This window comes from Marinobacterium jannaschii DSM 6295 (assembly GCF_000620085.1).
GTDB lineage: Bacteria > Pseudomonadota > Gammaproteobacteria > Pseudomonadales > Balneatricaceae > Pontibacterium > Pontibacterium jannaschii.
In genome coordinates this window covers 188,540-213,745 of sequence record NZ_KK211065.1, presented here as the reverse complement: position 1 = coordinate 213,745, position 25,206 = coordinate 188,540, and the positions used below count along the sequence as shown (strand labels likewise).

Annotated in this window: 19 protein-coding genes; 13 read left to right on the top strand and 6 right to left on the bottom strand. The window is 54.7% G+C overall.

The genetic code is table 11. The features are described from left to right. The first annotated feature begins 44 nt into the window (after positions 1–44). The 7 genes from Q354_RS0118780 to Q354_RS0118750 all read left to right on the top strand — a co-directional run bounded on the left by Q354_RS0118780 (position 45) and on the right by Q354_RS0118750 (position 13,195). Positions 45–1,382, top strand: coding sequence for a heterodisulfide reductase-related iron-sulfur binding cluster (locus tag Q354_RS0118780; RefSeq protein ID WP_027858952.1), 1,338 nt, complete (start codon positions 45–47; stop codon positions 1,380–1,382). Between the two features lie 10 nt (positions 1,383–1,392). Then, entirely contained in the window at positions 1,393–1,989 is a 597-nt protein-coding gene (locus Q354_RS0118775; RefSeq protein WP_027858951.1) for a DUF3501 family protein, read from the top strand. A gap of 358 nt (positions 1,990–2,347) precedes the next feature. Continuing rightward, entirely contained in the window at positions 2,348–5,638 is a 3,291-nt protein-coding gene (locus Q354_RS0118770) for a helicase-related protein (RefSeq protein WP_211252295.1), read from the top strand. Next, the gene (locus Q354_RS0118765; RefSeq protein ID WP_027858949.1) at positions 5,635–6,414 is read left to right on the top strand and encodes a DUF4391 domain-containing protein; all 780 of its coding nucleotides are present in this window, start codon (positions 5,635–5,637) and stop codon (positions 6,412–6,414) included. Before Q354_RS0118770 ends, Q354_RS0118765 begins: the two co-directional genes overlap by 4 nt. A 17-nt stretch (positions 6,415–6,431) precedes the next feature. Beyond that, positions 6,432–8,297 carry a site-specific DNA-methyltransferase gene (locus Q354_RS0118760; RefSeq protein WP_027858948.1) on the top strand — a complete coding sequence of 622 codons (1,866 nt, stop codon included), beginning with the start codon at positions 6,432–6,434 and terminating at the stop codon, positions 8,295–8,297. Positions 8,298–8,306: 9 nt separating this feature from the next. Continuing rightward, positions 8,307–9,965, top strand: a complete 1,659-nt coding sequence (locus Q354_RS0118755) for an RNA-binding domain-containing protein (protein ID WP_027858947.1) — start codon at positions 8,307–8,309, stop codon at positions 9,963–9,965. 131 nt (positions 9,966–10,096) lie between these two features. Then, positions 10,097–13,195, top strand: coding sequence for a type III restriction-modification system endonuclease (locus tag Q354_RS0118750; protein WP_027858946.1), 3,099 nt, complete (start codon positions 10,097–10,099; stop codon positions 13,193–13,195). A gap of 60 nt (positions 13,196–13,255) precedes the next feature. On the opposite strand, the gene fghA is transcribed toward Q354_RS0118750, so the two are convergent. Together fghA and Q354_RS0118740 are read right to left on the bottom strand one after the other, a co-directional pair. Beyond that, positions 13,256–14,107 carry an S-formylglutathione hydrolase gene (gene fghA / locus Q354_RS0118745; protein WP_027858945.1) on the bottom strand — a complete coding sequence of 284 codons (852 nt, stop codon included), beginning with the start codon at positions 14,105–14,107 and terminating at the stop codon, positions 13,256–13,258. A 212-nt stretch (positions 14,108–14,319) separates the two neighbouring features. After that, a complete protein-coding gene (locus Q354_RS0118740; protein ID WP_027858944.1) occupies positions 14,320–15,429 on the bottom strand; it encodes an S-(hydroxymethyl)glutathione dehydrogenase/class III alcohol dehydrogenase in 1,110 nt (369 codons plus the stop codon). A gap of 268 nt (positions 15,430–15,697) precedes the next feature. On the opposite strand from Q354_RS0118740, the gene Q354_RS0118735 reads away from it, so the two are divergent. The 4 genes from Q354_RS0118735 to Q354_RS0118720 all read left to right on the top strand — a co-directional run bounded on the left by Q354_RS0118735 (position 15,698) and on the right by Q354_RS0118720 (position 18,468). Then, positions 15,698–16,600 carry a LysR family transcriptional regulator gene (locus Q354_RS0118735; protein ID WP_027858943.1) on the top strand — a complete coding sequence of 301 codons (903 nt, stop codon included), beginning with the start codon at positions 15,698–15,700 and terminating at the stop codon, positions 16,598–16,600. A gap of 258 nt (positions 16,601–16,858) precedes the next feature. After that, on the top strand, positions 16,859–17,248 hold the full coding sequence (locus Q354_RS0118730; protein WP_027858942.1) for a DUF3461 family protein: 390 nt from the start codon (positions 16,859–16,861) through the stop codon (positions 17,246–17,248). A gap of 294 nt (positions 17,249–17,542) precedes the next feature. Further along, entirely contained in the window at positions 17,543–18,106 is a 564-nt protein-coding gene (locus Q354_RS28360; RefSeq protein ID WP_156948425.1) for a hypothetical protein, read from the top strand. A gap of 50 nt (positions 18,107–18,156) precedes the next feature. Further along, positions 18,157–18,468 carry a Nif3-like dinuclear metal center hexameric protein gene (locus tag Q354_RS0118720; protein WP_027858940.1) on the top strand — a complete coding sequence of 104 codons (312 nt, stop codon included), beginning with the start codon at positions 18,157–18,159 and terminating at the stop codon, positions 18,466–18,468. A gap of 17 nt (positions 18,469–18,485) precedes the next feature. Here the strand turns inward: Q354_RS0118720 and Q354_RS0118715 are convergent, their stop codons facing one another. Then, on the bottom strand, positions 18,486–19,094 hold the full coding sequence (locus Q354_RS0118715) for a MarC family protein (RefSeq protein ID WP_027858939.1): 609 nt from the start codon (positions 19,092–19,094) through the stop codon (positions 18,486–18,488). 213 nt (positions 19,095–19,307) lie between these two features. On the opposite strand from Q354_RS0118715, the gene Q354_RS0118710 reads away from it, so the two are divergent. Then, entirely contained in the window at positions 19,308–20,213 is a 906-nt protein-coding gene (locus Q354_RS0118710) for a DMT family transporter (RefSeq protein ID WP_027858938.1), read from the top strand. Positions 20,214–20,243: 30 nt separating this feature from the next. On the opposite strand, the gene Q354_RS0118705 is transcribed toward Q354_RS0118710, so the two are convergent. The 3 genes from Q354_RS0118705 to Q354_RS0118695 form a co-directional block, all read right to left on the bottom strand. After that, entirely contained in the window at positions 20,244–21,674 is a 1,431-nt protein-coding gene (locus tag Q354_RS0118705; protein ID WP_027858937.1) for a PepSY-associated TM helix domain-containing protein, read from the bottom strand. A 12-nt stretch (positions 21,675–21,686) separates the two neighbouring features. Next, complete coding sequence (locus Q354_RS0118700; protein WP_051560336.1) at positions 21,687–23,774, bottom strand: TonB-dependent receptor; 2,088 nt, start codon at positions 23,772–23,774, stop codon at positions 21,687–21,689. Between the two features lie 150 nt (positions 23,775–23,924). Then, positions 23,925–24,461, bottom strand: coding sequence for an NUDIX hydrolase (locus Q354_RS0118695; RefSeq protein ID WP_027858935.1), 537 nt, complete (start codon positions 24,459–24,461; stop codon positions 23,925–23,927). Between the two features lie 131 nt (positions 24,462–24,592). Between Q354_RS0118695 and Q354_RS0118690 the strand changes: the two genes are divergently transcribed. Continuing rightward, positions 24,593–25,183, top strand: a complete 591-nt coding sequence (locus tag Q354_RS0118690; protein WP_027858934.1) for a CoA pyrophosphatase — start codon at positions 24,593–24,595, stop codon at positions 25,181–25,183. Positions 25,184–25,206 lie beyond the last annotated feature (23 nt).

Sequence of the window (25,206 nt, the reverse complement as noted above, 5' to 3'; positions counted from 1 at the left end):
GGCAGGCGCTGTGTTTTCCGCCTGCCGGCCTGCGGGAGATATTTATGTCTGATAAACCTCAGCGCGAGGGCAGCCTGGAGGCCCCGACCCGGCACCCGATCGACTGGCAGGATGAAACCTTCTACGACCCTGATGACCTGAATACCGAGCTAGAGCGGGTGTTCGAGATCTGTCATGGCTGCCGCCGCTGCGTCAATCTCTGCGATGCCTTTCCCACCCTGTTTGATCTGGTGGATGAGTCCGACACCCTGGAGGTTGACGGTGTTGATAAGGCTGACTTCAGCAAGGTCACAGAGCAGTGCTATCTCTGTGATATGTGTTATATGACCAAGTGCCCCTATGTCCCGCCCCATCCCTGGAACGTGGATTTCCCTCACCTGATGCTGCGGGCCAAGGCGGTCAGCTTCCGGCAGCACCAGACCCCGCTGCGCGACCGCCTGATCAGCAACACGGATGCGATCGCTAAGCTGGCGACGATCCCCCTGCTGGATATCACCGTCAATGCCGCCAATAAAAACCCGCTGGCGCGCCGCTTGCTGGAGAAGAACCTGCACATCCACCGGGATGCAAATCTGCCGGTCTATCATCACCAGACGATGCGTAAGCGGGTGACGCCCCAGCTGCGGCATATCACGCCCCATCCCGGTAAGGATACCCGCGGCCAGCTGGCGCTGTTCGCGACCTGCTACGGTAACTACAACGAGCCTCAGGTGGGCGAAGACCTGGTGGCGGTGATGCAGTACAACGATATCCCGGTGCGCCTGACCCCGGCCGAGCGCTGTTGCGGTATGCCGAAGCTGGAGCTGGGCGACCTGGAATCGGTGGCCGCGGCGATGCGGCAAAACGTACCGATGCTGGCCGAACTGGTCGACCAGGGCTGCGACCTGACCGCCGTGATGCCCTCCTGTGTACTGATGTTCCGGCAGGAGCTGCCGCTGCTGTTTCCCGATGATGAAGCGGTCGCCAAAGTGGCGGCGGCTTTCTATGATCCGTTCGAGTACCTCTGGCGGCGTCATCGCAGCGGTATGCTAAAAACAGATTTCCAGTACATACTTGGGGATATCAGCTATCAGATTGCCTGTCACTTGCGGGTGCAGAATGTCGGTATCCGGGCACGGGATGTGTTGCAGCTGGTGCCGGATACCCGCGTGCATGCGATCGAGCGCTGTTCCGGACATGACGGTACTTACGGTGTGAAGTCGGAGACCTACGACAAGGCACTGAAGATCGGTCGTCCGGTGGCGCGCAAGCTGAAACAGCAGCAGGCGGATTACTTTGCCAGTGACTGCCCGATGGCCGCCACGCATATCGCCTCAATGGCGGAAGGCGATCCCCTGCCACACCACCCTCTGTCACTGCTCCGTATCGCCTACGGAATCTGAGGAGGCAGCAATGAAGCACCTGAGTGTGAATGATCTCTGGAGTCTGGAGGAGTATGCCCGCTGTCGGGGTGAGTTCCGGCGTCAGATGATCGCCCATAAAGAGCGTCGCCAGATCCGTCTCGGAGAGCATCTGCGGCTGATGTTTGAGGATCGCCTCACCATGCAGTATCAGGTGCAGGAGATGTTAAGGGCGGAACGGATTTTCGAGCCGGATGGTATTCAGGAGGAACTGGATACCTACAACCCACTGATTCCCGATGGCGATAACTGGAAGGCGACCCTGCTGATCGAATATACCGACATCAAGCAGCGCCGCAAGGCACTGAAGAGACTGCAAGGCATCGAGCGACATCTCTGGTTCCAGCTCGAAGGCCAGGCCAGGGTTTATGCGATTGCCGATGAGGATATGCCGCGTGATAGCGCAGAGAAGACCTCCAGCGTGCATTTTCTGCGCTTTCAGCTCGATCCGGCAGCCTGCAGGGCATTGCGACTGGGGCAGGAACTCAGCTTCGGCGTCGACCATCCACACTATGAATACTGCGTGACGCTGGAATCCGGCATGCGGGCGGTGTTGCTGAATGATCTGGAGATACCGGACGTCCACTGATATCAGGGTGTTCGGGATCAAATAACTTTGGGCGCAGACGATCAATAAAGGTCAGATTGATCGTCTGCGCCCAGGGTGGCTTTTGTTTCAAAAGCGTTCAAGTTCGGTAAACTACCCCGGATAATGGACTTAGACAGAATTTTTTCTGTACCTCATCACACCACTAGAATTCGTATTGTTACAGGCTTAGTGCTTGGATAAGCGCCCTATGCTGTGACTTGGTGTATTCGGTATCTGATCGATGACATCTCTCATCAGAGCGACTCTGATAGCAAGACTGCTGAGGTTCATTTGGTATGTATCATTGATGAAGTGTTAAGCCAGGCATGGCATGCCCATGGGAGGGCCGATTTTGGAGATGATCGACAACATCAACCGTCTACTCGGTGATGACCTTAAGGAACAAATCACACCGGACTCCAGGCTGAAAATTGCGGCCTCTTGTTTTTCCATCTATGCATTTGAAGCTCTTAAATCCGAGCTTTCAAATATTGACAGTCTGGAGTTTATTTTCACCGCACCCACCTTCGTACCCAATGAAGTGACAGACCGTATGAAGAAGGAGCGTCGTGAGTTTTTTATCCCTATGAAACACCGGGAAACCCGGCTTTACGGCAGCGAATTCGAGATTCAACTTCGCAATAAGCTCACGCAACGTGCCGTTGCTCGTGAGTGCGCTGCATGGATACGTAAGAAAGTCACCTTTCGCTCAAACAAAACTAAGGCCTCCATGCAATCATTCGTACATGTGGAGCAACAGGGTGAGAGCGTGGCCTATATGCCGGTCAATGGCTTTACCGCAATGGATCTTGGATATCAGTCCAGCGATGCCACGTCCAACTTTGTCCACCGCATGGATGACCCGGTACATGCCAAACAGTACCTGAATCTGTTCGACCAGATCTGGTCTGATCCGAACAGGGTTCAGGATGTGACCGCTGCCATTTGCGATCATATCGAATCTGTCTATCAGGAAAATTCGCCGGAGCGCATCTACTTCACCATGCTCTACAACATTTTCCGCGATTTTCTGGAAGATGTTGACGAGGACGTGCTGCCCAAAGACCTGACCGGCTATCGCGATACTCAAGTTTGGAACAAACTCTTCAACTATCAGGAAGATGCTGCCACTGGCCTTATCAACAAGCTTGAGACCCATAATGGCTGCATATTGGCCGACAGTGTGGGGTTGGGCAAGACGTTCACGGCGCTCGCAGTCATCAAGTATTATGAGCTTCGGAACCGCTCAGTGCTGGTGCTCTGTCCAAAAAAGCTAGCGGATAACTGGCGCAACTATAACAGCAACCTGACCACCAATATTTTCGTCAAAGACCGGTTTAACTATGATGTGCTCTGTCATACTGACCTGTCGCGCACCGCTGGCGAATCTTTCGGTATCCCACTAAACCGGGTGAATTGGGGCAATTACGACCTGGTGGTTATCGACGAGTCTCACAACTTCCGTAACAACGATGTCTACCGCGACCGGGAAACTCGCTATCAGAAGCTAATGCGCAAGGTGATTCAGGCCGGAGTGAAAACTAAGGTACTAATGCTATCAGCCACCCCGGTTAATAATCGCTTTACTGATCTGCGCAACCAACTGGCTCTGGCCTATGAAGGCGACTCTGATGCGCTTGGCCAGCACCTCAATATCCGTACCAGTGTGGAAGAAATATTCCGCAGGGCGCAAAAAACCTTTAACGGATGGTCTGTCCTGCCGGCAGAAGAACGCACCGCTGCATCCATTCTGAAGGCCCTTGATTTCGATTTTTTCGAGTTGCTGGACGCTGTGACCATTGCCCGGTCACGCAAGCATATCCAGACCTTTTATGACACAAGTGAAATTGGCCAATTCCCGCAGCGCCGTAAACCCTTATCGTTTCGTTGCCCGATCACCACGCGGCGTGATATTGCCGATCTCAACACCATTTTTGCCCAGCTGTCGTTGCTCAGGCTGGCTGTCTACGCGCCAATCAGCTATATCCTGCCCAGCCGATTGCGTAAATACGAAGAGATGTACGATACCCAGGTTGAAGGTGGCAAAGGCAAGTTAAGGCAGGCTGACCGTGAACGCAGTCTGCAGGCCTTGATGACCACGAACCTGCTAAAGCGGCTGGAAAGCTCTATTTATGCGTTCAGAAAGACCCTAGGTGTCCTCCAGAGCAATATCCTGAATACGCTGGAAGCGATTGATACATTCGAATACAGCGGCCTCAATGCAGACATAGGCGATGACCTGTCCGATTTCAGCTCTTTTGATCCGGATGACGAAGATCTATCCGGGCTTAATGACTTTACTGTCGGTAAGAAGGTCAAGATCAGTTTGGCTGATATGGATCTGCCATCCTGGCGGTATGAACTATCGACAGACCTCGAACGAATCAACGCTCTACTAGAATCCATTAGTAAGGTCGCTCCTGAAGACGATGCCAAACTGCAGCACCTTCTGCAGCAGATCCAGCAGAAGATTGAACAGCCGATCAACCCTGGCAATCGTAAGGTGCTGATCTTTACAGCGTTTGCGGACACTGCCCAGTATATCTATGAAAACCTGGTTCCGCTGGCCCAGCAGCTCGACCTGAATGTCGGCAAAGTGACTGGTTCAGATGCACCTAAGTCGACGTTGAAAAAGGGCTACGACTTTCAGAGTCTGTTGACACTGTTTTCACCTCTGTCCAAGGACAAGGCGATCGCCCTGCCGAACGAATTCGCGGAACTGGATATACTGATTGGCACCGACTGTATCTCAGAGGGCCAGAACCTGCAGGATTGTGATTATCTGATCAACTATGATATTCACTGGAATCCGGTACGCATCATCCAGCGTTTTGGCCGTATCGATCGCATAGGCTCCCCCAACGCTCAGGTTCAGCTCGTTAACTACTGGCCCGATATTAGCCTGGATGAATATATCAACCTCAAGGAACGCGTTGAAAACCGTATGGTGATTACCGATATCACCGCCACTGGTGATGACAACGTGTTGACGGCCAAATCCAGCGATATCGCCTACCGTAAGGAGCAGCTCAAACGGCTTCAGGACGAAGTCATCGAGCTGGAGGATGTTAAGACCGGCATATCCATTACCGACCTGGGGCTGAATGACTTCCGTATGGATCTGCTTAACTATGTTAAGACGCACGGAGAGCTGGATGGCGTGCCTTTGGGCATGCACGCCGTAGTCCCTGCTCAGCCTGAGCTAGGGTTGCAGCCAGGTGTGATCTTCGCACTGAGAAATATGCACGACAGTGTCAACATCAGCCAGCAGAACCGACTTCATCCCTATTATTTGGTGTATATCGCCGAGGATGGCGAAGTGATTGCGGACCATACTGATGTGAAGCGTCTGCTGGACCTTATTCGGTCCAGCTGTAAAGGCCGGTCTGAGCCTGTTCATGATGTATGTCGCACATTTAACCAGCGCACCCTGGATGGCCGTCAGATGGATGCCTACTCCGATCTGTTAAGTGAAGCGATTCGCTCGATGATCGAGATGCAGGAAGAAAATGATATCGACAGTCTGTTCAGGGGGGGACGCACCAGCGCACTTATCAATTCCATCACGGGGCTGAATGATTTTGAGCTGATCGCCTTTCTGGTGATAGAGGACACCGTTGGTAACATGAGTGAAGGAGCCACGGCATGAGGCTCTTTGCCTGGCCCCAAACCGCTGCGTTTGGCCGCGCTGTACCTAAACGCAAGATTTACCAGCATGCAGATGCCAAAACAGCGCTCAAGGATCTGTTCGTACAAGAAGTTGATCAGCTAACCTGGGCTTATAAGCTGGCCCCGGAAACCATTAATATCTCGGCGACCGAAGCGGTCAGCGAGATACAGATATTTCAGGTTAAACTGAAAACCCCACGGCTGGATCACAAGGTACTGCAGGCTATCGATAAGGCGATCCCCTTTCCGATCCTGTTTGAGTTATCCTACCGCGGCCAGGTCAAGCTGGCTGCTGCCTACAAACGCCCCCATGAAACAGATAACAGCCGCTGGGCGCTGAGCCGTTACTTTGAAAGCGCCTGGGTATCGAAAGAGGCGCAGCGTGAGCCGCTGCCAATGGCGCTGGATTTGTCACTGCTTTATAAATTGCTGCTTAGCCCCTTGGTCGATGCAAGCAACGTTGTAGAGTCCGTACCACCATCCAGCTACGGTGTTCGGGATACAGGTCCAGGCTATAAGGTTTCCGGCCAGCCCGACACTACACAAAACATCGAACTGGCAGTCCCTTCGTTAGCGCAGCGGATTGCCCTGGCAGAAGCCATCGATACCAAACAGAAAGAGATCGACCGAATCAAAGCGCGTTTAAAGCGCGAAAAACAGTATAACAAGCGCGTCGCCATCAACCGCGAGCTGCGCGAAGTCAAACAGCAGTTGGCGCAGCTGCAGTCCAGTCGGCCCCTGACCGTGAGCCACTGAGAGTTAAGAGAACCACCATGGAAAAATTGAAGATGCACAGCCCTGACCTGGGTCAGGACAATATCACCAAAATCCGCGAGCTGTTTCCCGGCTGCGTAACAGAAGCACGGGATGAAACCAGCGGTGAACTGCGTCTGGCGGTCGATTTTGACCAGTTAAAGCAGGAACTCAGTGATCATATTGTGGACGGGCCGCAGGAGCGCTATCGGCTGGATTGGCCGGGTAAGCGGGAGGCACTAGTTACAGCCAACAAGGCGTGCTCGAAAACGCTCCGCCCTGTTAGAGAAGAAAGTATAAATTTTGATAGTACCAATAATCTGCTGATTGAAGGCGATAACCTTGAAGTCCTCAAAGTGCTTCAGGAATCTTTTGTGGGGCGGGTGAAGCTCATTTATATCGACCCTCCTTACAACACCGGTCGAGACTTTATATACGACGATGATTACTCACAAGAGGCCGGGGAGTATCTGGATGCTTCTGGGCAGAGAAATGCAGAGGGCAGCCGTTTAATTGCCAACACTGAAGCGAATGGCCGTTTTCACTCAGATTGGTTATCAATGCTTTATCCAAGGCTACGCCTTGCTAAAAATCTGCTTTCCGATGACGGTGTGGTTTTCATCTCAATTGACGACAATGAGGTAGACAACCTTCGTAAGCTGGGCAACGAGATTTTTGGAGAATCAAATTTTATTGCCACTATTATCTGGCAAAAAGTCTATGCCCCGAAAAACTCAGCCAAATGGTTTTCGGAGGATCATGATTTCATTCTGGTTTTTGCTAAGAATAAGGAAACTTGGTCTCCTAATGCGCTTCCAAGAACAGAGGAAATGGAAGCAAGGTATAAAAACCCTGATAATGATCCTAGGGGAGTATGGAAAGCGGCAGATCTTTCAGCAAGAAACCCTTACAGCGCTGGGGTTTATGCTATTACATGTCCATCTGGGAGATTGATAGACGGACCTCCACGAGGAATGTATTGGCGGTTTAGTGAAAAAAAGTTCAAGGAGCTTGACTCTGATAATCGGATTTGGTGGGGTGAAAGTGGAAATAATGTACCTGCTGTTAAACGGTTTTTAACAGAGGTTTCTGCTGGCAGGACTCCTCAGACTTTATGGGTATATAAGGAGGTCGGCCATACTCAAGATGCAAAGAAAACACTGCTAAAATATGTTCCTTTTGAAAATACCGAGAATGTTTTTAATTCAGTTAAACCTATAGCACTTATTCAGCGGATTTTACAGTTATCTACTTCTCCAGACGGTAGCGATATTGTTTTGGACTTCTTTAGTGGAAGCTGTAGCACCGCGCATGCCGTACTTGAGCAAAACCGCACAGACGGAGGAAATAGACGCTTTATCGGCGTACAGATCGCGGAGCCTCTGCGCATTCCCGAGCCTCAAATGAAAACCATATTCGATATGGGCAGGTCACGCCTGGTGAATGTCATTAATGAACTCCAGGGCGATGGGAATACACCTCTGGGCTTTCGTGTTCTCAAGCTGGATAGTTCCAGTATGAAGGACATTTACTACCGGCCCGACCAGCTATCCCAGGGCGATCTGTTAGATACGGTCGATAACGTTAAGCCTGATCGCAGTGCAGAAGACTTGCTGTTCCAGGTACTGGTCGATTGGGGGGTGGATCTGACACTGCCAATACGCCGTGAATCGATTCAGGGTAAAACCGTCTTCTATGTCGATGATAATGCACTGGTAGCTTGCTTCGATCAGGGTATCAGCGAAGCACTGGTTAAGGAGCTGGCGAAGTCCGAACCCCTGCGTGTAGTGTTCCGTGATAACGGTTTTGAGACGGATGCGGTGAAGATCAACGTTGAGCAGATCTTCCGTCAGCTTTCACCTACCACCGAAGTCAAAGCGATCTGAGGTCAGCGCATGCAGCCAATCGAGCTAAGTGCTCTGCTGGAGCAACTTATCAGCACCTGGGAGAACGAGGTGGTGGAGTTCAAGCAGGCGGATGAAAATTATAAGACCGATAAAATAGGCGAGTATTTTTCAGCACTGAGTAACGAAGCTAACCTGCATGAGCAGGACAGTGCCTGGTTGGTGTTTGGGGTAGACAATAAAAGCCGTAGTGTGATGGGTTCCAACTACCGCGAAGACCCTGAGCGCCTGCAAGGGCTAAAGCAGCAAATGGCCCAATGCACGGAACCCAGCGTAACTTTCCGCGAAATACATGTGCTGAGCCACGCGGCGGGGCGTGTGGTGCTATTCGAAATTCCGGCAGCCCCCCGTGGTATCCCCATCGCATGGAAAGGCCATTACTACGCTAGGGCGGGCGAAAGCCTGAGCCCTCTGGGTCTGGACAAGCAGGACGAAATTCGTCAGCAGACCATCTCTCAGGACTGGACGGCACAGTGGGTTGCGGATGCTTCCTTGGATGACCTGGATGGTGCTGCCGTCCAAAAAGCACGGGAAGCTTTCGCTCAAAAATATGCCAACCGCTTCACCGCAGAAGAGGTGGCAAGCTGGCCGCTGACAACCTTTCTGGATCGTGCGCGTATCACTCAAAATGGCCAAATCACCCGCGCCGCACTTTTGCTATTGGGTAAAGCAGAATCGGCCTGGAGACTTTCACCGCATCCAGCCCAGATGACCTGGAAACTGGAGGGGCCGGAGCGGGCGTATGAGCACTTTACGCCACCTTTTCTGTTAAACAGTTCCAAGTTGTACCAGCGTATTCGCAATATTCAGCTCAGGCTTTTACCAGAGGATGAACTGGTGCCAATAGAGGTCTCCAAGTATGACCAGAAGATCGTACTGGAGGCTCTGCACAACTGCATCGCCCATCAGGATTACAGCCGCAACGCTCGCGTGGTTGTGATTGAGCAACCGGACCGTCTGATCTTTGAAAATGACGGCCTCTTTTTTGAGGGTGAGCCGAGCGATTATCTGGAAGGGAACCGGGTTCCGCGCCGTTACCGAAATCCTTTTCTGGCCCAGGCGATGGCTGAGTTCAATATGATTGATACCATGGGCTACGGCATCCACGACATGTATGCCCGTCAGGTACGGCGGTACTTCCCTATGCCGGATTATGACCTGAGCGCATCAAATGCAGTGAAGCTAACGATTTACGGTAGCGTGGTTGACCCGGCCTATAGCCGATTACTGATTCAGAAGACTGACTTGCCACTGGCGGATATATTGGCCTTGGATCGTGTGCAGAAAAAGCTGCCGATCCCTGATGAGGCTGTGACACGGCTTAGGCGTGAGGGACTGATTGAGGGGCGTAAGCCCAACGTCTATGTCTCTGCAAAAGTAGCCAAGGCAACCGCGGGTAAAGCGGATTACATTCGAACCCGCGCTCAGGACGATGAATTCTATGCCAAATTACTGACGGATTATCTTGGAAAGTTTGGCGAGGCATCGCGTGCCGAAATAGATAAACTGCTGTTAGATAAGCTAAGCGACGGGCTCTCTCTGGAGCAGAAACAGCACAAAATCGGCAACTTACTGACCAAACTGAGGCGTCAGGGGCGTATTCGTAATACGGGATCACGCCGTAGCCCTATTTGGAAACTTGCAGAATAAAATCATACCTTTGTAGATATATTACTCTGTAAATTGTTTTACTAAACAATAAGATACTGCTTTCTGCATTCTTTTCTGCAAGGGTTGTTTGCAGAAAAGAATGCAGAACTTTTGCAGAAATAGAGAACAGCATGAAGCTCAAATTCAAAACCCAAGCCTACCAGACGAATGCGGTCGAATCCGTGGTGGAATGTTTCGCTGGACAGCCGAAGGTTGATGGCATTACTTATCGTATTGATCCTGGCCATAGAGCACAGGCGAGCGCGTTTGAAGAGGGCTTCAAGAATACGGATCTGGCTCTGACCGAAGCACAGGTACTGGAAAATATTCAGAAGGTACAGCGCCGACAGAATCTGTCTGTCACAGACGCTCTGACCGGGTTTACCACCTACGACAAGAAAGGCAATCGGGTATCGGTGAAAGCCGATTACAAGAAGCGGGCCCTGGCCGCTACACGGTTGCATCTGGATGTAGAGATGGAGACCGGCACCGGCAAGACCTATTGCTATATCAAGACCATTTTTGAGATGAACAAGCGCTATGGCTGGAGCAAGTTCATCATTATGGTGCCTTCAGTCGCTATCCGAGAAGGAGTGTATAAGTCGCTGCAGATTACCGCCGATCATTTTACCGAGAGCTACGGTAAGAAGGCACGTTTCTTTATCTACAACTCCAAACGTCTGCACGAGCTGGAAAGCTTTTCATCGGATGCTGGCATCAATGTGATGGTGATGAACATCCAGGCATTCAATGCCCGAGGAAAGGATAACCGGCGTATTTATGACGAACTGGATGATTTTCAGTCGCGCAAGCCTATTGAGGTTATCGCAGCTAACCGGCCAATACTGATTCTGGACGAGCCGCAAAAGATGGAGGGCAAGGCCACCCAGGAAGCACTACCTCGATTTAATCCACTGATGATTCTGCGCTACTCGGCTACCCACAAAACCCAGCACAATCGTATACACCGCTTGGACGCCCTGGATGCCTACAACCAGAAGCTGGTCAAAAAGATTGCGGTACGTGGCATACAGACTCGCGGCCTGGCCGGTACTAACGCCTACCTATACCTGGAAGGGATCGATATATCGAAAAAAGCGCCTGTGGCCCGTATCGAGCTTGAGATAAAGCTGAAGTCCGGTGAGATAAAGCGACAGTTACGCCGCTTGGCGTTTCGCGACGACCTGTTTGTGGAGTCAGGTGAGTTGGATCAATACCGGGATGGTTTTACCATTAGTCAGATAGACTACAACACGGATACCGTTGAGTTCACTAATGGCATCGTGTTGAAGGCGGGTGAAGCCCACGGTGATGTCTCGGAGCGAGATGTACGTCGCATCCAGATCCGTGAGACCATTAAGTCCCACCTGGATCGGGAAAAGCAGCTCTTTGCTCAGGGAATCAAAGTGCTGTCGTTGTTCTTCATTGATGAAGTGGCCAAATACCGTGATTACGAGCAGGGCGATGAAAAAGGTGAGTATGCGCGAATCTTTGAGGAAGAGTACCTGCTGCTGAAGGATGAATATCTGTCTGAGCTGGCAATCGATAACCAAGCTTACCGTAAGCACCTGGAGCAGATTGCAGCCGAGAAGACTCATAACGGCTACTTCTCGATCGATAAGAAAACCAACCGGCTAAAAGACCCTAAGGTTGGCGCCCGGTCGGTCGATTCCGATGATGTGGATGCTTACGATCTGATTCTGAAGGACAAAGAGCGTCTGCTGTCATTCGAGGAGCCTACACGCTTTATCTTCTCTCACTCTGCTTTGCGAGAAGGCTGGGACAACCCCAACGTGTTTGTCATGTGTATGCTCAAGCACAGCGATAATACCATTTCACGCCGTCAGGAAGTCGGGCGCGGCCTGCGCCTGGCGGTGGACAAACATGGCGATCGTATGGACCACCCAGCGGTGGTTCATGACATCAACGTACTGACGGTCATTGCCAGCGAAAGCTATACGGACTTTGTTGCTGGCCTTCAGCAGGAGATCACCGAGACATTAACCGCCCGCCCACGGCAGGCAAATGAGGACTACTTTACCGGCAAGATACTGAATACCAAAGACGGCGAGGTTGAAGTCACTGCGGTGATGGCCAAACAGATCTACCGCTACCTGCTGAAGAACGATTACACCGACGACGCGGATCATATTGCCGACCTGTACCTGCAGTCCAGGGAAGAGAGCAGTCTGGCTGCGTTGCCGGACGATCTTCAACCCTATGCCGATCAGGTATTCGAGCTGATTGACAGCGTCTTTAGCGATGCTCAGTTACCCCAGGTGGATGACGGTCGCAAGCCGAAAACCAATCCACTCAATGCCAACTTCGATAAGAAAGAGTTCCGGGCACTTTGGGAGCGGATTAATCGTAAAGCGGTTTACAAGGTGGATTTTGATTCTGACGAGTTGGTCCGTAAATGCATCAGTGCACTGGATACAGAGCTGCGTGTAACACCGTTGCAATACTGGGTGCGTAAAGGCATCCAGCAAGACGGACTCACCGATGAACAGCTGCGCAACGGAGAAGGCTTTAGGGTTGAAGAGACCGCGACAGAGTATGGTGACTCCATCCACTCACGCGTCAAATATGACCTGTTGGGTAAGGTGGCAGAAAACACCCAACTGACCCGGCAAACCACTGCCGAGATCCTAAAAGGCATTCAGGCTGCTATTTTCAAGCAGTTTCAACAAAACCCGGAGCACTTCATAGTAGAAGCCAGCAGGCTGATTACTGAGCAAAAAGCTGCCATGGTTATTGAACGCCTAGCCTATGACGAAGTAGATGAACGCTACAGTGTCGATATCTTTACGGCAAATCAAACAAGCCAGGATTTCTCCCGCGCTTCCGCCAAGCTGAAGAACCATGTTTACGACTACGCGATTACTGACTCAGCGGTGGAGCGTGAGTTCGTTAAAGAGTTGGATACCAGCAGTGAGGTCGTGGTTTACGCCAAGCTTCCTCGAGGCTTCCTGATTCCGACTCCGGTTGGGGACTATAACCCGGACTGGGCGATCTCATTCCGCAATGGTAGTGTGCGCCACATTTACTTTGTAGCGGAGACGAAAGGCACAATGTCATCTATGAAGCTGCGTGAGATCGAAAAGACCAAGATTGAGTGCGCCAAGAAGTTTTTTGTCGAGATGAGCGAGCAGATCGATAAGGATCGAGTGAAGTATGATGTTGTTACCGATTACTCCAAACTGATGGACGTAGTCGGCAAGGCTTCGTAAGGCTATAAAACTCAATAAGTCGGACGTCCACTGAGTGAACGTCCGGCCGGGCGTTACCGGTTACAGTCCCATATGCTGGGCGTGGAAGCGCAGGTGATCTTCGATAAAGGAGGCGATGAAGTAGTAGCTGTGGTCATAACCCGGCTGCATCCGCAGCACCAGCGGGTACTCGTTGACCGCACAGGCCTGCTGCAGCGCTTCCGGCTTCAGCTGTTCGTGCAGGAACTCATCTTCGGTGCCCTGATCCACCAGCAGCGGCAGTTTAACTTCGGCACGGTCGATCAGCTGCGAGGCATCCCAGGGTTTCCAGTCGTCGCGGTTATCGCCCAGGTAGTTGCCCAGCGCCTTCTGGCCCCAGGGGCAGTTCATCGGGTTGCTGATCGGTGAGAATGCAGTGATCGAACTGTAGCGCTCAGGATTACGCAGGCCGACTACCAGCGCTCCGTGACCGCCCATCGAGTGACCGGAGATGGCACGCTGCTCGGTCAGCGGGAAGTTGGCTTCGACAATCGAAGGCAGCTCTTCGCTGACGTAGTCATACATGCGGTAGTGGCGGCTCCACGGCTCCTGGGTGGCGTTGACGTAGAAGCCGGCACCGCTGCCGAAGTCATAGCTGTCATCTTCGCCCGGCAGGTTACAGCCGCGCGGGCTGGTATCCGGACAGATCACGGCGACACCCAGTTCGGCCGCGACGCGGAAGGCACCGGCTTTCTGACTGAAGTTCTCATCGGTACAGGTCAGGCCGGAAAGCCAGTAAACCGCCGGTACCGACTGCTCTTCCGCCTGGGGGGGCAGGTAGATGGCGAACACCATATCGCAGTTCAGGCTGCCGGAGCGGTGACGGTAGCGCTTCAGCCAGCCGCCAGCGGTCTTGTTGGCGCTGACCAGCTCCAACGCAATAGAGTTACTCATGCAGGGTTTCTCCAGATAGAAACGCTCTCAGTCGAGGCTGTGTAATAACTATTGCGACTTGGCTATAGGGCGTTAAAAAGACACTCAAAATGCTCATTTACTTCAGTAATGCCCAAAGGGCACGCTGACTCCGCTTTTTCGTGTCTTTTTGCCTTCTCTAGCCTGCGCTCATTACGTTCTTACTCAGCCTCTTGGGGGCGTTTAAACACAGATTAGAACTTGATGACGGAGCGGATGCTCTTACCTTCGTGCATCAGGTCGAAAGCCTTGTTGATATCTTCCAGACCCATGGTGTGGGTGATGAACGGATCGATTTCGATCTTGCCGTTCATGTAGTCCTCAACGTAGCCTGGCAGCTGGGAGCGGCCTTTAACGCCACCGAAAGCGGAACCTTTCCAGACACGACCGGTAACCAGCTGGAACGGACGGGTGGAGATCTCCTGACCGGCACCGGCCACACCGATGATGATCGACTCGCCCCAGCCCTTGTGGCAGCACTCCAGCGCAGACCGCATCACATCGACGTTACCGATACACTCGAAGGAGTAGTCAACACCGCCGTCGGTCATATCGACGATCACTTCCTGGATCGGCGCGCCGTGGTCTTTCGGGTTGACGCAGTCGGTGGCACCGAACTGACGTGCCATCTCGAACTTGTCTTCGTTGACATCGATGGCGATGATGCGCTCGGCACCGGCCATACGGGCACCCTGGATTACGGACAGACCGATACCACCCAGGCCGAATACGGCAACCGTATCGCCCGCCTGTACTTTGGCCGTGTTCAGTACCGCACCGATGCCGGTGGTGATACCGCAGCCCAGCAGGCATACTTTTTCCAGTGGCGCGTCAATGTGGATCTTCGCCAGGGAGATCTCCGGGACTACGCTGTACTCGGAGAACGTGGAGCAGCCCATGTAGTGGAACAGCTCTTTGCCGCCAACGGAGAAACGGGTGGTGCCGTCTGGCATCAGGCCCTTGCCCTGAGTGGCGCGAACCGCCTGGCACAGGTTGGTCTTGCCGGACAGGCAGAACTTACATTTGCCACATTCAGCGGTGTACAGCGGGATAACGTGGTCGCCCGGCTTCAGGCTGGTCACGCCCGGGCCGACTTCTTCAACCACACCGGCACCTTCGTGGCCGAGGATGGATGGGAAGATACCTTCCGGATCGGCACCGGACAGGGTGAAGGCATCAGTGTGGCAGACACCGGTCGCAACGATGCGCACCAGTACTTCACCGGCCTTAGGGCCCTGTACATCTACTTCTTCGATCGACAGCGGTTTGCCTGCTTCCCAGGCCACGGCGGCGCGTGATTTCATTGGAGTCTCCGGTTTCTGGTTAATTCGGTGATGCTTTATTCTTGTAACATGGCAATGCCCGGATCTGTGGGATCAATCTGAGCGACAATTCGCTAATTCATCCGTCCGGTTGCGTGGAGGCCTGGCGCGTTATGCTGAAGCCTTAGTGGGGCCAGCCTGCCGAGGCGATGTGCAGGCATTGCATCATTAATTCAGGTTAGGCAGTCTAGAGCATGAAATGCGGGGGATCATCCTTCCCCGGGGCAAGGAGTTTTGCTGGAGAGCAATAATGAATCGTTGGGAAGGCATCGAAGCTTTTGTCGCCGTGGTACGGCACGGCAGCCTGTCTGCTGCGGCGCGGGAACTGAATGTATCCGCGTCCCATGTCAGCCGGCTGATCAGTTTCCTGGAAAAACAGCTGGATGCCCAGCTGCTTTTCCGCACGACCCGGCAGGTCAGCGCCACGGAGGTCGGACGGGTCTATTTCGAACAGTGCCGGCACCTGCTGGAGGGATTCGGTGCGGCGGATGATCTGGTCAGGGATTATCAGGGCACGCCGAAGGGGCTGTTGAGGATCAGCTGTGGCACGGTGTTTGGCGAGCATATTATCGCCCCGGTATTGAATGACTTTATGCTGCTGCATCCTCAGCTGGAGATCGACCTGCATCTGAGCAACCGCAGTGTCGACCTGATCAGCGAAGGTTTCGATGTCGCTATCCGCATGGGGGTGCTGCGCGACTCCTCCCTGGTGGCGCGCCGGCTGATCTCAAGGCGCGAGTATATCTGCGCCGCCGCCAGCTATTTCGAGCGCAATCCGCGTCCTCATACCCTGCAGGAGCTCAGCGGCCACAACTGCCTGATCGGCTCGAATGACCAGTGGAAGGTGCAGGTGGCGGGCAAGACCAAGGAGCTGCGCGTAAGCGGTAACTGGCGTGCCAACTCCGGGCTGGCGATTGTCGATGCGGTGCGTAAGGGACTGGGGGTGGCCCAGCTGCCCGATTACTACGTCGAGCAATATCTGGAAAGCGGCGAGCTGGTGCCGGTGCTGCGGGAGTATGAAGTGCGTGATGGCGCTGTCTGGGCGGTATATCCCCAGAGCCGTCACCTGTCGCCGAAAGTTCGCCAGCTGGTGGATTATCTGCAGCAACGCTTTGCCGATGGCACCCATTGGGTCTGTGCCCATTCAGCCTGAGAAGACAATCGCGCGGGCGGTATAAATTCCCCCCCGGGATAGCCGCAAATAGTTTCCGTATTTATACGCAGAATTTAGATATTTCGACCCCGGGGGCAGCTTCGTATAGGTAACGGGTCTATACTCGTCGCTGAGAGGCTCCCGGATTTAAATACCCTAAAAGATAATATCTGCGCAGAGTGTTCTCATCTAAAGAGTCAGCGGTGCACTTTGGCCTGACTCTTCAACTAAACATTGATGTTAGGAGAATAAACGGACATGGCACAGAAGCAGTTCGAAACCCTTCAGGAGATGGGAATCGAGGATGCATACGATATCGAAAGGTACACATCCCGAATCGAGGGTGATACTGATATCCTCAAGATCTATTTCCACCGCCACCAGGGCGAATGGTTTGCCAAGAGTAAGAAATTCAAGTTCAAGCGTTTGCACAAGAACGTCCGTGTCAACGAAGGCCTGGTGCCTTACCGTGCAACCACTGAGTCCTCCCCTTACTTCCTGCGTGCTGTCGCTGAACTGGATCAGCTGGTAAGCGCTGACCGCAATACGGCGACCAAGAAAGAGCAGTTGCTGGAAGAGCTGGAACACCTTGAAAAGGTGGTTGCGCGTAAGATGGAAGATATCCGTCGCCAGATCGACGAAATCTGATCGGTCTCCTCAGCTAAGGCGCAGGCCCCATCGTGCTAATGCGTCTTTGCTTTCTTCCCGCCCGCATCGCCGCTGATTTTCTACCCTTTCTGACCGATTCCCCTGCCGGTTTAAGCAGATAACCCCGTCGGGCTAAGCTCCGGGTTCTGTTATTTTTGATCTGGCTGCAGTCCTTTTACGGCTGCTTGTTGTCCATGATTAAGGTGTGTTCATTTTTTATTCACACCCTATTCATTCGTTGCCCGCTAAAAAGGAGCTATGCAATACCCTGAAATAAGGGTGAGGAGCACTCCCATGAAACAGTTCTTACTGTTGGGGGTATCCGTGTTGTTACTGGGCATGGACGCACATGCGCTGGTTGAGATACCTTCGGCGCAGGTTCAATCCGGCTATCCTGACAACCCCGGCTACGCAGCTGAAAAGGTGATACCACCGTTCAGTCGTTTGTCGACTCTGCCTGACCCCGCCTTGCACCTGGCAGGCCGCATTGGCTTCAGCATCCATATCCCCATCCACGGCTACCACGGCGGTTCTATCTCGCTGCATAGCTATCCCGGTTATGGCCATCGCTATTATCGTGGTTACGGCCATGGCTATTATCGCTACAAGCCCCACCGTTCCTATCGGGCTTATAAGCCACACCGCTATCGCCCGCATATCTACCAGCCATTTTACTACCGCCCACACCATCAGCGGCCGCATCATTACCGCCCCTATCGCTTCCGTCACCATGGTCATGACCAGGGTTACTCCGGCAGACAGCACTCCTATGGCGACGGCTATCACCGGGCCGAGCGTCGTTACCGCAACCATGAGGGGTATCGCTCGCAGGGGCAGCGACGGCGTCATTGGCAGTAGTCCGCTAACTGGTTAAGCTGGGCGCAGGACTATTGGCAGAGGCAGGTCGGATGTACAAGCTCAGTTTTTTCGTGCCGCAGGATGATCTGGAGGCGGTGAAGCAGGCGCTGTTTGATGCAGGCGTGGGACGGATTGGCGGCTATGACTGCTGTTGCTGGCAAACCCTGGGGCAGGGGCAGTTCCGGCCACTGGCAGGCAGTAACCCCCATAACGGCCAGCAGGGGGAGGTCGAGAGATTGCCGGAATGGAAGGTGGAAATGGTCTGCAGTGATGCGCTGATTCGGCAGGCGGTGGCGACCTTGAAGCAGGCTCACCCCTATGAAGAGGTGGCCTACGACGTCTGGCAGCTAGCGGATATCTGAATATCAGCCGGAAGCAGTTAAAGCCCGCTGCGGCTGATAAATCCCTGCAGGCCGGAGAGGACGATCTCCGAGGCCATTGCCGCCAGGATCAGGCCGGTAACCTTACTGAGAATATTCAGGCCGGTATTGCCCAGCAGCCGTTCCAGCCGGCTGGCCAGATGCAGCAGGATCAGCAGGCACACCAGTGCCAGCACCATACCGGCGAGGCCTTCCAGCACGGCGGTCCCCTCCAGTTCAGCCCCGTAGACCAGGATAGTACCGATGGTCGCCGGACCGATAATGGTCGGGATCGCCAGCGGTACTACCGAGATATCATCCCGCTGGTCGTCCGGGACTTCGGCATTGACCCGCACGCCCTCGCGCACCAGGCTGATCGCCGACAGGAACAGCAGGATACCGGCACCGATACGGAATGAGTCCAGGGTGATGCCCAGTACCTCAAACAGCGGCGTACCGAAGAAGAACAGGATCAGACTGGTCAGAAAGGCGGCCATCACGGCACGATTGGCGGTCTTGCCCCGTTGTTGTGATGTTGCCCCCTTGGTCAGGGAGAGGAACATCGACACCACGAAGAAGGGTGCGAACAGGAAGAAGAATTTTACCCAGGTTGAGAGTATGAGTGTCATGAGTGTGTATCGAGGTTGAGATGACGTTGAATGCGCGCGGATGCTAGCACAGGAAGGGACCTGGCTGATCGGTTGTTAGAATAAGAATTTCTTATTAACAATCAGGATTATTAATTTTCCTTGTTGAGCGAAGGGGCTATTCTAGTCCTCTCTGGCAACGTCCCGTTGCAACCTGAACATATCTTTGAATTTCTTCTTTCTGAGGTCTCGCCGATGGAATCCCGTTGGTTGCCGGTATTCAGCCTGTTTACCGCTATGCTGCTGTGGTCCAGCTCCTTTATCGCCCTGAAGCTGGCGTTCCAGTACTACGATCCGATGTTTGTGGTCTTCGGCCGTATGGCGGTGGCATCCCTGTGCTTTATGTTTGTGATCCGCCGTATCGCAAAGTTTGAATACCGTGCCGGAGACTGGAAATACCTGGCGCTGATGGTGGTCTCGGAACCCTGTCTCTACTTTATCTTTGAGGCGATGGCGTTGCAGAACACCACCGCGATGGAAGCGGGAATGATCACCTCATTGCTACCCTTGCTGGTGGCGGTCGGGGCCTTTTTCTTGCTGAAGGAGCGTCTGCACGGACGTGCCTGGCTGGGCTTTTTGATCGCGGTGTGTGGGGCGATCTGGCTCAGCGTATCGGGCGAGCAGAGCGAGAGTGCGCCGAATCCGTTGTTGGGTAACTTCCTCGAATTCTGCGCCATGATCTGTGCCACCGGTTATACCCTGTGTCTGAAACATCTGTCACAGCGCTATTCGAGCTGGTTCCTGACGGCGCTGCAGGCCTTTGCCGGATCGGTGTTCTTTCTGCCGCTGGTGTATGCCTGGGATGGTGGTATGCCGACCACATTCGAGATGCCGGCGGTGCTGGCGATCCTCTATCTGGGGACGCTGATCAATATCGGCGCCTACGGCATGTATAACCTGGGGGTTTCGAAGATCTCAGCCAGCCAGGCCTCCGCCTTCGTTAACCTGATTCCGGTGTTTACCCTGATTCTGGCCTATGTAGTGTTGCGCGAGACCCTGAATGCCGAACAGATGATGGCCGCCGGTCTGGTGATCGGCGGGGTGATTCTGAGCCAGTGGCAGCCGCGTAATCCGGAGCCGGAACTGGTTGGCGCTGCCTGACCCTCAATTCTGCTTAGCTTTCCTACGGCCTCAGACAGTCACTGCCTGGGGCCGTTTTTCGTTATGGGCGCGGCGCTGCTTGCGCTTGCGCCGCAGCCACATCAGGCCGCCGGTGACGGCGCTGGCTGAGATCAGCCCGATCGCCAGGGCGATCAGGCTATCGCGCCCATTCAGGCCCAGGCTGTTGGCAAAACGCCACTTATGCAGGTAACGAAACACCCAGCCAAAGAGCTGATCGCCGGCTGTGACCTGCTTGGCGAGCAGGGCATCGCGGCTGTCGATATAAAGCGTCTGTCCGGGATACGCCAGTGCCATCACCGGCAGGCGCTTGTCGATAAAGCCGTAATCCGGGTCATCCCTGTAGCTGCGGATCGGCCGGGCGGAAAGGGGACTTGCACTGCTCAGGCCCAGTTTTGCCACCAGCTGCTGTGCAAACCGGCGCTCGCCATCGGGTCTTGGCTGTAACTGGCTGCCTTCGAGCCAGAGCGCAGGCTGGCGCAGACGCAGCAGCTGCCACTGTAACTGCCCATCCAGATTATGCAGCTGCACGCCGTTGATACCGGGAGCCTGAGCCATCAGGCTGCCGAGGCTGATATCGAGCTGCATGCTGGGAACCGATTGTGCCAGCTGGATGCCGCGGATATCCGGCAACTGTTTCTCCAGGGTGCGCACCAGACCGCTCAGCGTAAACATCAGCAGCGGTATCGAGATGATCAGGCCCGATAGGCGATGCAGCCAGTGCAGGTGTTGTGGTTGTTTGCGTTGGCGAAACGGCAGCAGAGTATAGAGGTAGAGGCCGCTGAGTCCGATAAAACTACTCATCAGCATCAGGCCGATAAAGGTCGCGCTGCGCAGCCAGTGGTCGGGCGGCACAAAGGACCAGACGTGCAGGGTCTGAAACAGTCCCATCAGGCTGCGGCGGCGATCATCGCTGATGGCGCCGAGGCGGTCTTGGCGGATATCAACAAAGGCGGTGGTGACCCGGGGATCGGCAAACTCCACCCGCCACACCGGCAGCAGGCGGTTGATCGGCGGATACTCGGCGCTGAACTGATCGAGCCGGGTCACCTTGGTGACTGCTATTTGTGTCAGGCCGCTGAAGTGGCGCGCCAGCTGGATCGCATAGTCACGATTGCCCCCTTCGACCACCTCTGCTTTTAAGGGCTCTAACATCCGGCCGGGTCCGGCTACGCTGGGGATAACCTGCAGCAGCCAGTCATCGCCCAGCTTTACCGGACGCAGGTTGTGTACGGCATCGATCGACTGCTTCTCAAGCAGTGGCTGCAGTGCTACCGATTGCAATGCCGCAGGCCAGGCCGGGGCGATATACACCGGTGTGGCCGCCTCCGGCCGGGTCAGGCGCATCAGCGGATGCAGCAGGCCGCTGAGGCCCCAGAACAGTAGTGGCAGTAACACCCATAGCGCCAGGCGGCGGTGCCAGCGGTAGAGATTTGCAGTCATGGTTTCCTCTCCTTACCAGCGGTATTCGAGACCGGCTTTGACGTTCAGGCCCTGGCCCGGGTAGTAGCGCACCTTGCCATAGCGGATCTCGGTCTGGTGGGAGTAGCGGCGATCCAGCAGGTTGTCGATCCGGGCGAACAGCTGCCAGTCAGGCTCGATGTTATAGCGCGCCTTGAGGTTCAGCAGGGTGAAACTCGGTGCCTTTTGGGTATTGGCATCATCCATCCAGTAAGTACCGAAGTGCTCCAGCTGTAGCTGGGTATGCAGGGCCCCCGGTACCCAGTTCAGCGCCAGCGAGCCCTTGGTATGGGGCGCGCGCATCATCCCCTTGCCGGAGAAGTCGGTTCCGTCATTGATATAGTCGATAAACTTATGGCGCGATTCGCTCAGTGCCGCCTGCAGGCTCCAGTGCGGGGCAAAGCGGTAGAGCAGTTCCAGCTCGACACCCTGATGGCGGGTTTCACCGGCATTGGTACTGAAGCTGTCCCCCTTGCTGTCTTCGGCGCGGACGATGGCATCCCTGATCTCCATGCGGTAGGCGGCCAGTGTCAGGTCGAGTTGCTCCGAAGTCATCTTGTAGCCCAGCTCCCAGGTGGTAGAGCGCTCCTCATCGACGCCACCGGCGAGGCTCTTGCTGTCGCCACTGCTGAGGTTGTATAGGGTTGCGGCGGATGGCAGTCGGGTCGCCTGGGCGATACGGCCATAGAGGTTGCTGCTGTCACTGAGGCGATAGCTGGCTGCTAGCTTTGGGTTGAGGCTGCTGAAGCTGTCACTGCGGTCGGCCAGGCGGCGGTTGCCGTAGCTATCGTTATCCGCCTCGGCCAGGTTATTTTCCAGCTCATAGCGGTTGTAGTCATAGCGCAGACCGGCCTGCAGCTGCAGGTTATCGGACAGGAAGCGGTTGTGCTGAACGTAGGGCGAGAGGTTGCGGTACTGCACCTCCTGGTCGCGGTACTTGTGGCCCGCGACATAGGTGTTGGCCCCCCAGCCGCGGGTGGTGACGGTAAAGGGCTGGTAACTCAGCTCGTCGGATTGGGATTGTTCCAGATCGAGACCGAAGAAGGTTTCGCTGCCATCATCATGCTGGTAGCTGGCCTTATTCAGCAGGCCGATAGAATCGATCGCCGTTTCTCCGACCGGGGTATAGCTGCGCCAGGTAGCGACGTAGTTATTGGTGCTGTGGCGCAGGTAGGGGATGATGCTGATCTCCAGCTGGTCGCTGGCGCTGTAGAGCCACTCCATGCTCAGACGGATAAAGTCGCTGCTGCGCTGCGGGTCGGTCGCCAGTACCTGATCGCTGAGACCGGTCTGGGTTATATCCGTATCGTACTGGGCCTGGGTCAGGCCGGAGGCGGACTCATCCTCCTGCTGTGACAGCTGCAGTACGGTATTAATCTCACTCTCCTCGCCCTGCCAGAGATGCTTCAGCAACAGCTCCTGGCGCTCGCGCCGGGTGTGATCGCGCCAGCCGCCATCCTGCAGGGCCGAGGCGGCGATCAGGATCGCCTGGTCATCCGCGATGGCATCGGTATGGCTGAACTGCAGCTGGCTGTAGTCGTTCTCACCGGCCAGCAGCTTAACTCTGCTCTCCGGCTCAAAGGCGGGATCGGCGCTGCGCACATTGATGGTGGCGGCTACCGCGCCGGCGCCATAGAGGGTGGTGCCGGCGCCTTTGAGGATCTCGATCTGATCGGCGCTGGTGTTATAACTGGCCCAGCGCAGACCATTGTGGTTAAAGAAGGCGGCCGATTGCAGCGGGATACCATCCTGCAGGAACAGGTAGTAGCCATCGTAGTTGAGGGGCAGGCGGATGCCGGTGTTGTGGGAGGAGCTGCCGGAAAGCTGGTTCAGGGTCGCTCCGGCCACGGCGTTTATGCTGTCCTCAATATGGGCACCCTGATCCAGTGCCAGCTGCTCGGCATTAATCACGCCGATGCTGAGCGGGACCTCGGTGCTGGCCTGTTCGCTGCGACTGGCGGTGACCACCATAGTCTCCGCCTGCTCGACCTGTTCGGCCTGGGCAATGTGGCTAAGCAAGAGGGTGCCAATAGCGAGGCTCAGTGGCTGACCCAAAAACGGTACTGAAGATCTGATCGGCATGACTGCGTGTGCTCCCTATGGCATCCGATGGCAAACGGAGGCGGATCATACGCAGGGCGGTCAGGGCTGAGAACGTGACACAGTGACGCGCGGCAAATTGTCCGGTGTGACGATTTGCCGCGATTTCAGGCTACCAACAGGGGGAGAAGCTTAGCGGTTGGCGCCGATCTCTACATGGCGCAACGGGAACTGATCTTGCTTACGGTCTTCGAAATAGAACCGCAGTGCGTTACTGATGGTTTCAAAGGCCAGTTCATCCCAGGGGATCTCGGTTTCGCTGAACAGCGCCGCTTCGAGGGTCTCTTCTCCGGCACCGAAGTCAGGCTGTGGCATTCTGGCCAGGTAGAGCATCTGTACCTGATTAACATGTAGTATCGATGTGACGGTATACAGAGAGATCAGTTCCACTTCGGCCAGGGCTTCTTCGCGGGTTTCGCGTAAAGCGCCCTGTTCAGTCGATTCGCCATTCTCCATAAAGCCGGCTGGCAGGGTCCAGAGACCCTTGCGGGGTTCGATAGCGCGACGGCAGAGCAGAACCTTGTCGCCATAGACGGGCAGGCAGCCCGCGACAACCTTCGGGTTCAGGTAGTGGATGGTGTGGCAGTTATCGCAGATATGGCGTGGTCGGTTATCCCCTTCGGGAACCGCCAGCCGAACGCTGGAACCGCAGTGGCTGCAATAGTTCATCAATGATCCTTAGCCGGTGCTGGCATGCTGTCAGTCACAAGGTATGATGTTCAGAACAAATAGAAAAGCCCTGCGGCGGTTTTTTATGCCGCAGGAGCCTGATCACTGAGTATATAGATTCGAAGCCTGCGATGATTAATCAGTTGAGACAACGCCTTGCCCATCACAGACCGTTGCGTATCCGCGAGGAGGGTGGCAAGGCGGGCGTATTGGTGGCGATCACTGATTGCCATGAAAATCCGGAAGTCATTCTGACCCGCCGTGCAGCCCATCTGTCGACGCATAGCGGCGAAGTGGCTTTTCCCGGCGGTAAGCATGACGATACCGATCCTGACCTGCTGTTTACGGCCCTGCGGGAAGCGCAGGAGGAGGTGGGATTGGTGCCGGATGAAGTTGAGGTGCTGGGCCAGCTAGGTCAGGTGCTGTCCAAGAATCGTCTGCAGGTGACGCCCTGGGTCGGGCTGGTACCGGTGGATGTGCCTCTGACCGTCAATCCGGATGAGCTGGACGCAGTGTTTCGTGTGCCTTTACGGTATTTTCTCGAAACCGACTCCCTGCAGACCCATCGTATTCACGCCTATGGACGCCAGATGGATGTACCCGCCTGGCGCTACGAGGGGTTTCTGATCTGGGGACTGACGGCTTATGTGCTGGTGGATCTGATGAATCTGGTTTTTGATGCCGGGATTCCGATAAAAACCCGGCCGGAACATCGTTCCTGATCTTGCCGGACAAGGAGCAGAGT